This is a genomic window from Pilimelia anulata (assembly GCF_014647895.1).
In the GTDB taxonomy this organism is placed as follows: Bacteria; Actinomycetota; Actinomycetes; order Mycobacteriales; family Micromonosporaceae; genus Pilimelia; species Pilimelia anulata.
In genome coordinates, this window is sequence record NZ_BMQB01000009.1 from 225,961 (window position 1) to 240,051 (window position 14,091).

The window sequence follows — 14,091 nt, forward strand, 5'->3', positions numbered from 1 at the left end:
CGATCACCACCACCGGTCCTCCCGGCGAGCCGGTCAGCCGGCGGGCGGCGGGGTGTACCGGCGCAGTGCCGCCTCGGTCTCCGCGAGCGACGGGTGGTCCGCGCCGAGCACCCGGAGCTGGTCGTCGCGCAGCGCCGCCAGGTCGGCCGCGGCCGCGGCCGGTTCGCCCTGCGCACCCCGTACGCACGCCAGCGTGTACCGCGTGTTCATCGTCTCGTGGTGGTCGTACCCGAGCACGTCGGCGCGCTCGGGCAGCAGCTCCTCCAGCAGCTCCCGCGCCCGCGCCAGGTCGCCGAGTTCGTAGCTGCGCTGGGCGATGCCCTGCTGGGTGGCGAAGGTGTCCCGGTGCCGGCGCCCGTACATCCGGATCCGCTCGTCCAGCAGCTCCTCCAGGGCGGCCCGGGAGCTGGCCGGGTCCCCGGCCTCGCCCTGCCAGTACGCGAGGTTGTTGCGGGTGACGGAGATGTCCCGGTGTCCGGGCCCCAGCACCCGGACCTGCTCGACCAGCGTGGTCCGGAACGCGGTCACCGCGGCGGCGGGGTCGCCGGCGCCGCCGATCTGGAACGCCAGGTTGGCGCGCATCGCGAGCACCTGGCGATTGTCGGGGCCGAGCGCCGCCTCGGCGACCGGCAGGTACTCGCTGAGCAGGGCCACCGACTCGGCGTACCGGCCGGCCTTGCCCAGCCAGAAGCCGAGCGTGTCGGCGGTCTGCACGGTGGCCGGGTCGCCGGCGCCGAGGGCGGCGATCCGCGCCTGCAGCACCTCGGCCAGGTTCTCCGCGGCCCGGGCGGGGCGGCCTGCCTGCCCGTGCTGGTTGCCGAGCCCGTGCCGGGCGGCCACCGTCAAGGGGTCCGCGGGGCCGAGCACCTCGACGCAGTCGGCGACGACGGCGGTGAACTCCGCCAGGGCCGCTTCCCGCTGCTCGGCGTCGCCGCGCAGCACCGCCTGCGTGCTGCGCAGCCGCAGGGTGACGGGGTGGCGCGGGCCGAGCCGGGCGCCCGCCTCCGCGACCAGGTCGGCGGCGAGCGCGATCGCATCGTCCCAGAGCACGGCCTCGCCGAAGCTGGCCACCGCGCGCTCCAGGACCGGGTGTGGAGGGTGCGACCCGGCCCACAGCGCGCCGCGGGCATGCCGGTACAGCGCCTGCGCGCCGGACCGCAGCCGCTGGGTCAGGGCCGGGGCGCGCTCCGTCGGCGGCCAGACCTCGCGGAGCGCGTCGCCGACCGCGCGGGCGAGCGGGTCGCGGGCGCCCGCGGGGGTCCGGTCCCGGGTGGCCCGCTGGACCAGTGCATGCACCCGGACCAGCCCGCCCTCGTGGTCCAGCAGGCTGTACCGGTGCAGCACGGCCAGGCCGTCCATGGCGTCGTCGGCCGTCACCGCCGCCGCGCCCGCGCGGTCGGCGACCGCCGACCGGGCGGCGGCGCTGGTGAAGATCAGCTCGGGGGTGCCGTTCGGGTCGAGCAGGGAGGCGACCTCCAGCAACGGCGTGGCCAGACCCCGCGGCCGGTCGGCGTCGGCCGCCCGCACGGACAGCCGCCACGTCGCCGCCACCGTCGCGGTGTTCGCCAGCGCGGCCCGGTTGAAGTCGCTGCCCTCGTCCGGGAACACGTCGCCCAGCTCCCGGGCGGCGGCGAACCGCCGCCGGTACCCGGTGCAGCTCCACCGCCGCACGCGCATCAGCGCGGTGGCCTGGCTCAGGGCGATGGGGAGGTAGCCGAGGTCGGCCGCCAGCCCGGCCGGGTCGTCGCGCAGCGCCGCCGGCAGCCGCCGGGCCAGGTACTGGTCCGCCTCCGCCGGCGCGAAGACCGCCAGCTCGATGGAGTCCCACTCCATCATCGGGCCGATGTCGCGCCGGCGGGTCGTGATGATCGTCCGTCCACCCGGCCTCCTCGGCGGCCACAGCCCCCTGAGTTCGGTCGCCGACCGCAGGTCGTCGATGACCACGAGCCAGCGCTTGTCCGTCGTACCCAGCCAGGATAGGAACCGGCGGGCGCGCTGGTCCAGCGTCTCCGACTCGTCGCCGGGATCCACCGCCGACCCGGCGGCGAAGGCGCTCCGCACCGAGCCGCTGTCCGGACCGGAGGCCCAGACCAGTACGTCCAACCGCCCCGCCGCCCACTCCGCCGCGGCGTACCGGGCGGCGAGCTGGGTCTTGCCCACGCCGCCCGGGCCGGTCACGAGCCCGGGCTCGGGACCCGCCGGCCCACCGCCGGCCAGGGCTGCCCGCAACCGCGCGGCCTGCGGGCGCTCCTGGTAGCCCGGCGGTTCGTCGGGTAGCACGCCGACCAGGTACGGAAGCGCGGCCGGCCGTCTCGGCGGGTGGTGGTGCGCGTTGATCTGGATGTTCTCGTTGCCGATCTGCACTCCCTGCCACACCGCGACGCCCTCGCGGCGCGCGGCCGCGAGGTGGTCCAGCAGGGGGCGGACCAGGTCCGCGGCGATCGGCTCGTCCGGAGCCGGTTCGGCCGCCACCGCGGTCAGCCGAAGGTGTTGTGCTGAATGTTGCGGTCGCCGACCTGCAACCCCTGCACGTGCGCACCGCCGAGATCGACGACGTACCGGCCGGCGCGTGCGCCCGCTGGATCGGCCGCGGCGAGGACCCGGCGCGCTGCCTCGATCAACTCCGGTGACAGGTCAACGGTGTTCATCTCACGCATCAACGCTTCCCGGTCCCCGGCGCCGGCCTCCACCGCGGCCAGGTGATCGGCCAGCGCCGGCCGGGTGCCCGGGACGAGGGCGTGCTTCAGCTCCCGGTAGAGGTCCGCGACCACGGCAGTCACCGCGCCGCCCGCGCCGGTGACCAGCGCGGTCGTGACCAGTTCCACGGCGTTCACCGGCACCTCCGGGTCAGCGGCCCGCCCGGCCCAGCGGCGTGGACGGGGTCGAGGGGCATCGTAATGGTCGACCACCGACCAACGTGGATCTTCACTCCAACGGGCAGTACCGATCCTCGCGCGACGCGGGCGCCGCACGCAACGGCCGCGGCGCCCCGGGATGGCTTCATATCGCCCATGAATGAGTCGAATTTCCGACAGAACTGAGTGGACGCACACGCGACTTGACAGTTCTCGAAAATGCAGGCAATCAGACACAGGTCGATGACAAGCTACATGCGACGGTGCTTTCCGAATGGTCGCCGGGGTGCGGTGGTAGCCGTAGCCGCGACGGGAGCAGACCGGCACCCGTCGTCCGGCCGCGACCGGACGAGCCAGATGGCCGGCGTACGGCGCTCCGAGAAAGCGGCCGCTGATGTTTACGGACCTTTGAGGTCAGCCAATCAAATCGGGGTAGAGGATCACATCATGATTATCAAGCGAGCACTGGCGGCGGCGACGGCGGCAGTCGCCGTGTCGAGCTCGGGGGCCCTGGTCGTTGCGCCGGCCCGGGCATCCGTCGCGATACCCATCTACAAGGCTGTGGGCATGACCGGCACCGGTTGCGGCAGCGCCCACGACGACACCATCGAGGTCAACGAGGAGAACGGAGAGATCATGGCTGCCTTCCACGGCCTCAGCCTCGACGTCGAAGAAGGACGGAGAAGCGTGTCGTGCGAGGTCAAGTTCCGCATCATCTCGCCGACCAATGACCGGTACGCACCGGCCACGGTGACGAACGAAGTCAACTACAACCTCGGGCTCGATCTGGCCGCGACCGTCGACATCTCCTACGACCTCTCCACCGGCGGAACGCTCGCCCCGCCGACCCACCGGGCCTACACCGGCGGCAGTGTCGACGGCGTCCCCCACCAGGGCAAGGAGGTCGTGAGCGCTGCCATCCCCACCGGTGTGGTCGAGTGCGGACAGGACCCGGTGTTCACCGTGCGCTACGACCTGAACCTCACCGGGTCGGGCGAGATCGAAGGAATCACGGTGATCGACCGCATGGAGTCGGTCCTGACATTCCCCGACGGCATGGAATACAACGTCACCCGCTGCCCCTGAGTCAAACAGGGCGCAGGGTCGATGGCAAAAACGGGCCACCTGGCCCTTCCTGAAGCACGTAAGGAGAAATCATGGGGATTCTTGCACTGGGCTTGACTGCGACACTCGCGGTGACACCCACAATTTCGTACCACCGGGACCGGGACGCCACAGAGTGCGTCCTTGTTTCGCAGCGCCCCGCAGCAGGCGAATCAGTGTCCGCCCTCAGATCCGTGTGCGGCGACGCCGCGAAGAAGGTGATGAGGGACGACTTGATGGTGGCGAAGCTCTACATGGATGCAGACTACCGCGGGACCGGGCGTGTCCTTTACGGCTCGGCTCCTTGCGACGGCGAGGGCTACACGTGGGATCTGCGGCAACAAGAGGGCTTCGGGTGGGTCGTCAGCTCGTTCAAGCTATACAATCGGTGCAACGAAGCGATCGCTTTCGGTGCTCGAGACGCCTCGGTCGGCAAGATCTTCCGTGGAAACACCCCTAATGTTGGGCCAAATCTGAATGACAATATCGGAAAATTCACCATCGTAGCGCGTGGCTGATCTGTCGCTGGAATCGCGGTTCGAGGGCGTCGCTGCTCGATGACCGGCTCGAAGACGACCGGTAGCGTGGTCGCCGACCGTACGGTCAGCTCCTGGTAGTCGGGGTCCCCGGCGTGCGCGTCCAGGGTTACCCGGGCCGGCCCGGCGACCGGGAGTGGGTCGCGGATGACGTCCGCCTCGACGATCTGCCGGGTCGGTTCTCCGGCCCGGCAGGCGATTCGGACCTGACCCGACTCGAGCTGTGGGAGGTTGTCCTCCCGCGACTGCCGTACCTCGGCCCACAGTCTGACCTCGGTTGACTTGCTGCAGGTCACCGTTACCGGCAGGTACGCCCGCGCGCTCACGTCACCGAAGGTGGCCGACTGCGTCACACCGAGGGCCACGGTGAGGTCCGGGGGCTGCGGTGGGTTGTCGATGAGCACCCGCCCGCGCAGCGCGCTGGCGCTGTTGTGGCACCGCTGGGTGAACTCCGCTGCCAGCCGTTCAACGTATCCGTGCGCGGTCAGTCGCAGCGCCGTGATGGTGAACTCGCCGGTGGTCGCGCAGGCTCGGCCGTCGCCGCTGAGGTCGAGGAACGGGCGCCCGTCCACATCGCTGCCGACCGCGTCCGCGTACCGGCCCACGCGCAGCGGCTGCCCGGAGGCGGCCCGCAGTTCGAGAGTCCAGCTCTTGCTGTCGCGGCCGCTCACGTCCAGCTTCACCGCGTTCTCGGCGAGGAAGTGGTGGGCGTCCCACCTGTCGCCCCCCGATGCTCCGTACGTCCACTCTCGGCCCCGGCTGACGTAGTCTCCGGGGTCGCCGCTGAACTCCAGCGAGCCGGCCGCGACGGGCGGCAGTCGCCGACCCGCGACGCCGGCGCCCGACGGTGCGCCCCTGCCGGCCAGGGTGGCCGCGCTGGTCGGCAGGGTGGTCGGCGGGACGGCCGCCACGGTCACGATGGTCCGCGATCGCGCGGTCTGGCGTACGGGGAAGTCGGGATCGTCGGTCGCCGCCGTCACCTCCACCTCCACCCGGCCGTCAGCGAACGGGGTGACGTCGGCGGCGGTACTGCCCGACCACGCGGCCGGGACGCCGGGCCGGCAGGCACGGTCGCCGGTGATGCTCAGCGGCTGGCGTAGAAGGTGGCCGTCAACGGTCTGCCGGGCCTGCGCCCACACCGTCACCGTGACGGGCTTGGTGCAGGTCACCGCTCCGGTGAAGGTCGACCGTCCGGTGGCGGGGCTGCGCGCCGCCGTCCGGTCCACGGCGCTGGTCAGCACCAGTTCAGCCAGGGGCGGGGCGACCACCCGGACGTCCCCGGTGAGCACCCGGGTGCTGGCGTCGCAGGTCATCCGGAAGGCCGCGGCGATGCGCTCGATGTAGCCGTGCGGCCCCCGCACCAGCTCCGTGACGGTGAAGGACCCATCGACCCGGCCGCAGGCCCGGCCGGGCGCCCACACCGCGAGGCCCGGCGCCCGGCCGCGATCCGCGGGTCGGACGGCGTGGGGATACTCGCCGACGGCCAGCGGGGTGCTCCCCGGTCCAGCCAGCTCCACCGCCCAGTCCTCGCCGGCTGAATCCCGGACATCAACCCGCAGCAGACCTCCCGTGGTGGTGTACGCACTCAGCCGATCGCCGCGCGCCGGCGAGAACGTCCACATCCGACCGCCGGTGAGGTACTCGCCGGGTTCGCCGGACAGCCGCACCACGCTGTCCGGCGGCGGGTCACCGGCGGCCCGGGCAGGGCCCACCGGAGCGGTGCCCGGGACGGCCAGCAGAGCGACAGCCCCACCGACCGCCCGCCACATGATGCGGAACAGCCTCATCAGATCGCCCTCCCCCGAATCGCGACGCTGGTCGGGCACGACGATAGTCGGCATCGGAGCGGCGCACGGACCGCGGCCGCATGTGCCGCACTGCCCACGCGCATGTCGCTCACCACCCGGTGGCTGTTGCCGGTGGTGTGCTGGCCGGGTCGGCGGGCCGGGCGATGAGGTCGGGCAGGTGTTCTTCGCGGGTGAACAGCATGCGGCAGGTGGTGCCGGTGGCGTGGGTTACCGGCCGCAGGAACCTCAGCTTGTGCCGCGAGGGATCGATGGCGTCGGCCCAGTTGAGGTCGAAGCGACACAGAATCGGTTGCAGCGGGCGACGGTCGACGGCGGCCAGTACCTCGTGGAAGAGGCAGCGGCGCACGTCCAGCACATAGGTGTCGCCGTCATCGACGGGCCGCTCGAAGTGGAACGACGGACCGAAGTAGGACTGCTCGCGCTGCTTGCTTGCGGCGACCAGCGTGGTGAAGGGGTCGTCGGTGCGGTCGAGCATGTCGCGGGTGCCGGTCAGCATCTGCTCGCGTAGCGGGCTGTTGAGGCAGTCCTCCACGATCGCGGCCGCCTCGGTGGGGCCGTACACCGGCTCCAGGATGTCGTACGTCGCCACGGCCAGCGTCGTGAATCGGGCGTTGGCCGCGTCCATCGCATTGGCGACCAGGGGTTCGACCTGCCTGTCAAGGGCGGCCAGCCGGCGCCGCACCAGCGCGTCGATGGGTTGCGCCCATGCGGCGACGGCACTCGATTCCACCGTCTGCAGCAGGCGGGTGAAGAAGGCACGCTCGATGACCGGGGTCCAGTCCGCGGGGTCGTACTGCGGCTGCTCATGCTGCTCGGGGGCGACAGGCTCGGGGGTAGTGGTGTCCGTCATGGTGGTCCCTTCCGGGGGGGACCGTGCGGGGCCGGCCGAGCACTGGTGTCAGAGCATGGCTGGACGCCCCGTACGGCCCGGGGTTGACCAGCGCGCTCCACCACCAACCGGCGCTGCGAGATGACGGTTCCAGTCAAGAAGACCGCCGGCGCCGCGTCAAGAGCGCCGGGCCCCCGGCTACCGAGGGATCCGCCGCCGTCCGTGCCTAAGTTGCCGGATCGGTCAGCCGATTGATGAGGTGATGACTGGGAGCTGGTGATGTTTTCTGCGGATCGGGTTCTCGGCGCGTGCGTGATCGCGGGCGTGGCCCTGGCGCTGGTCTGCGTCCATTCGGTCGCGAGTGCGTTCAGTCGGACGACGTCGAATTCGGGCAACAGCATCGGCTTGAGCAGTGCCTTCAACGCGGGTGCCCTGTACGGGTGGGGTGACAACACCACCGGCCAGATCGGCCTCGGCAACACCACCAGTCCCCGGACCAGTCCGTTGCAGGTCGGCTCGGCGACGACGTGGGTGTTCGCGTCGACGTCGAACCAGCCCGTCGACGACGCCGCGACCGGGCACACGTGCGCGCTCCGGTCGGACAACACGCTGTGGTGCTGGGGCGCCAACAACCAGGGCCAGCTCGGCCGGGGCAACAACACCAACACCTCGTCACCGGTGCAGATCTCCGGCTCCTGGAGCCAGATCGCGACCGGCGGCTACCACACGTGCGGGATCAGGACCACCGGCACGCTGTGGTGCTGGGGGCAGAACGACTTCGGCCAGCTCGGGCAGAACAACACCACCGCCTACAACACCCCGCAGCAGGTCGGCTCGGGCACCAACTGGAACGACATCGCCGCCTCGAACGTCCAGACCTGCGGCATCCGCGGCGGCGCGGTCTACTGCTGGGGCGAGGGCATCAACTACAAGCTCGGCAACTCCAGCACCGCCAGCCAGGACCTGCCGGTGACCACCAGCAGCAACACCACCCACACCGCCATCACCGTCGGCCGCCAGCACGCCTGCGCCCTGCGCAGCAACGGCACCCTCTGGTGCTGGGGCCTCAACGACTCCGGCCAACTCGGCCGCGGCAACACCACCACCGCCCAGACACCCACCCAGATCGGCGCGCTGACCACCTGGACCTACATCGCCGCCGGCCGCGACCACACCTGCGGACTCAAGAGCGGCACCCTGTGGTGCTGGGGCCTGAACGACACCAACGAACTCGGCCTCGGCAGCACCGGCGACCGGACCTCACCGGTGCAGGTCGGGTCCGCGACCGACTGGGCGAAGGTCACTCCCGGCAACGAGTTCACCTGCGCCAACCGCACCGACCGCACCATCTACTGCTGGGGCGACAACTCCTACGGCCAACTCGGCCAGGGCGACACCTCCGACGAGACCACACCCAAACTCGTGTCCGGCCGTACCGGCACCATCTACGCCGGCGGCAGCGGTAGCCACACCACCTTCTCCATCGGCTGACCCTCGGTACGCCTGCCGACCCACACTCTCGTGGTCGCGTTGATGTGCAGGGCGGGTCATTCTGCCGCGGAATTGCCGGTCGGTCGGGTTACATGTCGGTCAGGATTTCCCGGGTGACCGCCGCCTGCTCGGTCAGCACGCCGCTGATCATGGTTTGGGTCTCGTTGATGCGGTCGACGATGGTGCTGATGGCCGTGAGCGCCGTCACGACGCTGTCGGCGTCGTCCTGGATGGCGGTGATGAACCCGGTGACGTCCCGGGTGGCCCTGCCGGTACCCTCGGCCAGGTCCTTGACCTCGCTGGCGACCACGGCGAAGCCCTTACCGGCCGCGCCGGCGCGGGCGGCCTCGATGGTGGCGTTGAGGGCCAGCAGGTTGGTCTGCTTGGCGATGGTGCTGATGAGGTTGACCACGTCGCCGACCTTGCCGCTGGACTCCGCGAGGCGCCCGACGGCCTGGTTGGCCTCGCGGGTGAGGGTGTGCGCCTCGTGGGTGACGCCGGTGGCCTGCACGACGTTGCGCTCGGCCTCCTCGATGGATTTGAGCAGCTCGCCGCCGGCCGAGCCGATGCGGTCGGCGCGGTCCTTGATCCGTCCGATCGCCTGGGACACCAGGAAGGCGGTGTTGCGCAGCGCCTCGGCGCGGCTGTCGGACAGCCGGATCGACTCGGTGGCGAAGAAGTCCATGGTGCCGACCACCTCGCCGTGGACGATCAACGGCAGGCACACCCCGGCCCTGACGCCGGCGCGGCGGGCGGCGGGCGCACGCACGCAGTCGCCCACGTCGGCCAGGTCGGGCACGAAGATCATGTCTTCGGCGGCCCACACGCGGCCGGCGAGTCCGGATCCCTTGGCGAAGCTGGCCTGCATGGTGACCCGGCGGAACTCCTCGCCCGCGCTGCCGGACTCCAGGACGAACCGCAGCACCCGGTCGTGCTCGTCGACCGCCCAGTACGACCCGTACTGCCAGTCGAACTCCCGCCGGATCGTGTCCAGGGCGGAGCGCGTCGCGGCCTCGACGGTGCCGGCGTCGGCCACGTCGCGCAGCACGGTGTTCACGGCGGCCAGGTCGACGGCGGCGGCGCTCTGCCGCTCGGCCTCGGTGATCCGCTCGAGTGCCTGGGACACCAGCAGGCCGATGGTGCGCAGGGCGTCGAGCCTTTCCGGGGACGGGTCGAGGACCTCGGTGGCGAAGAAGTCCATCGTTCCCACGACGGCGCCGTCCTCGAACAACGGGAAGCACACGCCGCTGCGCACGCCGACGCGCTGGGCGACGGGCGCGCGCACGCAGTCGGTCACCTCGCCGATGTCCTGCACGAACACCAGTTCCTGCTTCCGCCACGCCCGCCCCGACAGGCCCACGCCGTGGGCGAACGACGCCCCGAGCGTCACCTGCCGGAACTCCTCGCCGGCGTCGCCGGACTCGACCACGAACCGCAGGACCTCGGCGTCCCTGTCGATCCGCCAGTACGAGCCGTACGCCCAGCCGAAGCAGCGGCGGACCGCGTCCAGCGCGACCCGGGCCGCGTCGGCGGATGTCCCCGCCCCGGTCAGGGCACGCACGACCTTGGCCACCGCGTCCGCGTCGCGCCGGGCCTCCCGCGCCGCGGCTCGAGCGGCGAGCAGATCGCGGTCGCGCCTACCGAGCATGGCCATCCTCACCACGTCGTCACCGGTCACGGCCACAACGGCACCACCAATAGCATTGGAGCCATCCGGTGCGAATAGCGCCGTTCACGCGCCCCGGGCGAATTCGGCCGCCATAGCTCCGACGGTACGGGAGAACCGGCGCCGGCGTGTGACATGCCCCGGTACGCGGCCGCCCGAGGCGGCGCGGCCTGCTCCGGCTTCACATGCTCCTCGGGTGCCAAGGGCCGCCACGTCCGCCCGCGGCACCGGCCACGCCCGGACCGATACTGCTTCGCCGCTGTGGATCGCCGGCGCCTCCGGCTGTGGCCAACTTCTCGGCAGAAATGCTGAAGTCCCGCTCGGGATGTCCGATGGGACTGCCGCGAACTCGACCGGCCCGCAGCGGCGGTCGGAGTTCGACTGCTCGTACGTCGGAAGGGCACCATGCTGGGTCGTCTCCGGGGCTGGCCCGCGCGAACCGCGCTGGCCGTCCTCGCGCTGACCGCGCTGGCCTCGCTGGAACCCGCCGGGGCGGCATTCTCCCGGACGACGCCGAATCCGGGATCGAGCCTGGCCCTGGACGGCGACTTCCTCGCCGGGCCGCTCTACGCCTGGGGCGACAACACCACCGGCAACCTCGGCCTCGGCAACACCACCAGCCCGCAGACCAGCCCCGTGCAGGTCGGCAGCAACACCACCTGGGTCGACATCGACACCGGCAACAACGCGCCGGACAGCACCTGGGACGGCCGCAGCGGCCACTCCTGCGGGGTCCGGTCGGCCGGGACGCTGTGGTGCTGGGGCCGCAACTACTTCGGCCAGCTCGGCCGGGGCAACACCAACGACACCAGCAGCCCCGTCCAGATCGGCGCCGCCACGGACTGGGCCGATGTCGAGGCCGGCGGATACCAGTCGTGCGCGCTCAAGACCGCGGGCAGCCTGTGGTGCACCGGCTTCAACGACAACGGCCAGCTCGGCGTCGGCGATACCAATGATCGGACGAGCTTCACCCAGGTCGGCAGCAACACCACCTGGAAGCAGGTCAGCGCCAACAACGTCCAGGCGTGCGCGACCCGCACCGGCGGCACCCTGTGGTGCTGGGGCAACGGCGCCGACTACCGGCTCGGCAACAGCAGCACCTCCGACCAGACGAGCCCCGACCAGCTCACCGGTACCGGCTGGGACACCGTGTCGGTCGGCCGCCGGCACGGCTGCGCGGTCAAGACCGCCGGCACCCTGTGGTGCTGGGGCCTCAACGACACCTACCAACTCGGCCTCGGCGACACCACCAACCGGCAGACCCCCACCCAGGTCGGCGCGCTCAGCACCTGGCGGACCGTCTCCGCCGGCAACGACCAGACCTGCGCCACCAGGACCGACAACACCCTGTGGTGCTGGGGCGAGAACTCCCAGTACCAGCTCGGCCTCGGCGACACCACCGACCGGCAGACCCCCACCCAGATCGGCTCCGCCACCTGGCTGCGCGTCAGCGCCGCCGAGAACTACACCTGCGGTACGCAGATCACCAACCGCACCGTCTGGTGCTGGGGCGACAATCCCGACGGCAACCTCGGCCAGGGCAACACCACGGACCGCACCACGCCCACCCAGGTGCCCGGGGTCACCGGTCGGGTGTTCGCCGGCGGCAACCAGACCACCTCCACCTTCGCCATCAGTTGACGACGCGGGACGACCGGACGCGGCGGGCACGCCGGCAACGAGCCGGCTGGATGCTTGCCTGCACCCTCTACGGTCGCGTATGGCGCGCGACCATGCTGCCCGCCCGTGTCGGGCATGTGGCGGTCGGATGATCGGGTGGACCGTCCCCGCGAGAACGACCTATCGATGCTCAGCAGCGTTCACACCACGTGCGCCCACTCAGACGCCCGCCCACCGCCGACCACGTCAACCTGGCGGATCGCACGGCGGTCGCCACATGCCAAGAAACCCTGACCCTGCCGTACCCCGAACAGCGACGCCTACGCTGGACCGTCACGGACGCTGCTCGGGGTTCGATGTCCATCGACGTATCCGCGGGCCCGCGTCGATCCTCGCCCGGTGGGCCTCTCCCATCGCGCGCGCGAAATGCGGGACCTGCGGCGCCCAGAAGCCGCCCGGCCGGTACACCAGGGAGTGCCGAGACACCCAGGGCAGCCCGGCGATCGGAAGGCGGATGGTGCCCTCCGCGGACGGCCCCCAGCCCTGCATCAGCAGTACGCTGCCGTCGAGCCGGACGACCTCCTCGTGCGGTCCGTAGATCGGCAGGTGGTGGACGATCCTCGGGGCGAACCCGAACGGCCGGCACACGCGGTGCAGGAACGCGATGCAGCCGCCCGATCCGGAGATCGCGATCCATCCCTCGTCGCGCAGGTCCGGCACGGTGACGGCGGACCGCCGGGCCAACGGATGGTCGCCGCTGAGCAGGAGCTGCGGACGCTCGTCGATGACGTGCTGGACGGCGAGTTCGGCCGGCCGGGACCACGGCATGCCGATCAACTCGTGTTGTACCAGCGCCACGTCGATGTCGCCGGTGAGCAATTGGTTCGTCACCTGAGCGATGGAATCGCCGACCGTCACCTCGACGGCGGTGTCGGGGAAGCGGCGGCGCACGTCCGCCAGCAACAGGTCGGCCACGCAGCTTGCCGCCCAGCCGAGCCGGATCGTGCCGGCCTGCCGGTCGCGGTGCCGGGCGATGTCATCGTGGATGGCGGCGCAGTCGTCCAGGATCTCGGCGGCGTGCTGGAGGACGACGCGGCCGAGCGCGGTCGGCCGGACGCCACAGTGGTGCCGGTCGAACAGCGGGCCGCCGAACAGGTCCTCCAGGCGCCGCAGCTGCCGGCTCAGCGCGGGCTGGGGCAGATTGAGCTGTTCGGCGGCCCGGTTGAGACTGCCGGCCGCGGCGACGGCCCGTATGGCTCTCAGGTGATGCAGCTCCAGCTGCATGTCCCCTCCCCGAGGGATCGGGAGCGGCGCAGAGCGCAGCTCGGTAGCGGGGCTCGGTAGCGGGGGCGCCCGGCGCCCGAAAGCGATGCGGTTCCGGCCCGGGGCTCGCTTCCGAGTCCAGGACGCCGCTCGGACGCGGACATTGACACAGATTACTATCCGGCTGGCAGGTCGCGGAGTCCGCGCGCTCGTCGGACGATCCGTAGTAGAAGGTCGGTGCTGCCGCCCCCCGTGTCCTGCACCTGGACCCGACCTACCCACCCGGGTGCATCGAGCCCGCCCGGGCGCATCGAGCACATCCCCGGCGACGCTGCACCACTGCTCGTTCGCACCATGGCCGACCTCGCGCCGCTCGCCGGTACCTCGTCCTTGCTGATCGACACCCTCGACCGGCGGGTGTCGATACCGACGATCCGCTCCTCCGGCCGCTTCCGGATCGACGGGCCCACCCCAGGGCGTCGTCGTCGAACACCGCAGTATCGCGAACCCGTTCCACGGTCACCGCGAGCTGCTGTACCGGCCCACCGTCCCCGCCGCCGGCGGCGGGGCGCTGCGGGTGGCGCACGGCTGGTCATTCGCGTTCGACGACGCAGCCGGCGTCGAGGCGCAGCGGCATGGGGGTCCAGCGGAACGCGGCAGGGACCGGCCCACAATGGGAACCCCGTTCAGGTGGGCGACATCTCGCGTCGGCGGGATCAGCGAGGCAACCGCTGCGGTCGTCATTCGTGTTCGTGTCCCCCTCGGACACCAGTCTGTATACATCACAGCGACCGGGGTTCGAACTACACATTATTCCAACGCGTTGATGGAGAACTTCTTCTCCATCCTCAAGACTGAGGTCCCCCCGCTTTCCCGGAGTCTTCTGATCATGGTCTGATGGCCGTGGGGAGGACGTTCT

10 protein-coding genes are annotated in these 14,091 nt (G+C 71.2%); 4 read left to right on the forward strand and 6 right to left on the reverse strand.

Translation table 11 applies throughout. The features are described from left to right. Positions 1–33: 33 nt before the first annotated feature. Positions 34–2,472, reverse strand: coding sequence for a tetratricopeptide repeat protein (locus IEY94_RS19115; protein WP_189171595.1), 2,439 nt, complete (start codon positions 2,470–2,472; stop codon positions 34–36). A gap of 5 nt (positions 2,473–2,477) precedes the next feature. After that, positions 2,478–2,834: a hypothetical protein gene (locus IEY94_RS19120; protein ID WP_189171596.1), complete on the reverse strand. Its 357-nt coding sequence runs from the start codon at positions 2,832–2,834 to the stop codon at positions 2,478–2,480. A gap of 468 nt (positions 2,835–3,302) precedes the next feature. On the opposite strand from IEY94_RS19120, the gene IEY94_RS19125 reads away from it, so the two are divergent. Continuing rightward, positions 3,303–3,941, forward strand: a complete 639-nt coding sequence (locus IEY94_RS19125; protein WP_189171597.1) for a hypothetical protein — start codon at positions 3,303–3,305, stop codon at positions 3,939–3,941. A gap of 337 nt (positions 3,942–4,278) precedes the next feature. On the opposite strand, the gene IEY94_RS19130 is transcribed toward IEY94_RS19125, so the two are convergent. Further along, positions 4,279–5,664 (reverse strand): hypothetical protein, encoded by a 1,386-nt coding sequence (locus tag IEY94_RS19130; RefSeq protein ID WP_189171598.1) that lies wholly within the window; start codon positions 5,662–5,664, stop codon positions 4,279–4,281. On the opposite strand from IEY94_RS19130, the gene IEY94_RS19135 reads away from it, so the two are divergent. Then, positions 5,651–5,839 carry a hypothetical protein gene (locus tag IEY94_RS19135; protein WP_189171599.1) on the forward strand — a complete coding sequence of 63 codons (189 nt, stop codon included), beginning with the start codon at positions 5,651–5,653 and terminating at the stop codon, positions 5,837–5,839. The genes IEY94_RS19130 and IEY94_RS19135 overlap by 14 nt on opposite strands. A gap of 552 nt (positions 5,840–6,391) precedes the next feature. Here the strand turns inward: IEY94_RS19135 and IEY94_RS19140 are convergent. Then, positions 6,392–7,153 carry an L-2-amino-thiazoline-4-carboxylic acid hydrolase gene (locus tag IEY94_RS19140; RefSeq protein ID WP_189171600.1) on the reverse strand — a complete coding sequence of 254 codons (762 nt, stop codon included), beginning with the start codon at positions 7,151–7,153 and terminating at the stop codon, positions 6,392–6,394. 384 nt (positions 7,154–7,537) lie between these two features. Between IEY94_RS19140 and IEY94_RS19145 the strand changes: the two genes are divergently transcribed. Then, complete coding sequence (locus tag IEY94_RS19145; protein ID WP_189171601.1) at positions 7,538–8,623, forward strand: RCC1 domain-containing protein; 1,086 nt, start codon at positions 7,538–7,540, stop codon at positions 8,621–8,623. An 88-nt stretch (positions 8,624–8,711) separates the two neighbouring features. Here the strand turns inward: IEY94_RS19145 and IEY94_RS19150 are convergent, their stop codons facing one another. Beyond that, positions 8,712–10,301, reverse strand: coding sequence for a GAF domain-containing protein (locus tag IEY94_RS19150; protein ID WP_306341611.1), 1,590 nt, complete (start codon positions 10,299–10,301; stop codon positions 8,712–8,714). A gap of 393 nt (positions 10,302–10,694) precedes the next feature. On the opposite strand from IEY94_RS19150, the gene IEY94_RS19155 reads away from it, so the two are divergent. After that, on the forward strand, positions 10,695–11,930 hold the full coding sequence (locus IEY94_RS19155; RefSeq protein WP_189171602.1) for an RCC1 domain-containing protein: 1,236 nt from the start codon (positions 10,695–10,697) through the stop codon (positions 11,928–11,930). 312 nt (positions 11,931–12,242) lie between these two features. On the opposite strand, the gene IEY94_RS19160 is transcribed toward IEY94_RS19155, so the two are convergent. Next, entirely contained in the window at positions 12,243–13,193 is a 951-nt protein-coding gene (locus IEY94_RS19160; protein ID WP_189171603.1) for a LysR family transcriptional regulator, read from the reverse strand. Positions 13,194–14,091: the final 898 nt, after the last annotated feature.

Coding starts and splice junctions, on each gene's coding strand:
- IEY94_RS19125 (WP_189171597.1), top strand. CDS start 3,303: ATGATTATCAAGCGAGCACTGGCGGCGGCGACGGCGGCAGTCGCCGTG.
- IEY94_RS19140 (WP_189171600.1), bottom strand. CDS start 7,153: ATGACGGACACCACTACCCCCGAGCCTGTCGCCCCCGAGCAGCATGAG.
- IEY94_RS19155 (WP_189171602.1), top strand. CDS start 10,695: ATGCTGGGTCGTCTCCGGGGCTGGCCCGCGCGAACCGCGCTGGCCGTC.
- IEY94_RS19160 (WP_189171603.1), bottom strand. CDS start 13,193: ATGCAGCTGGAGCTGCATCACCTGAGAGCCATACGGGCCGTCGCCGCG.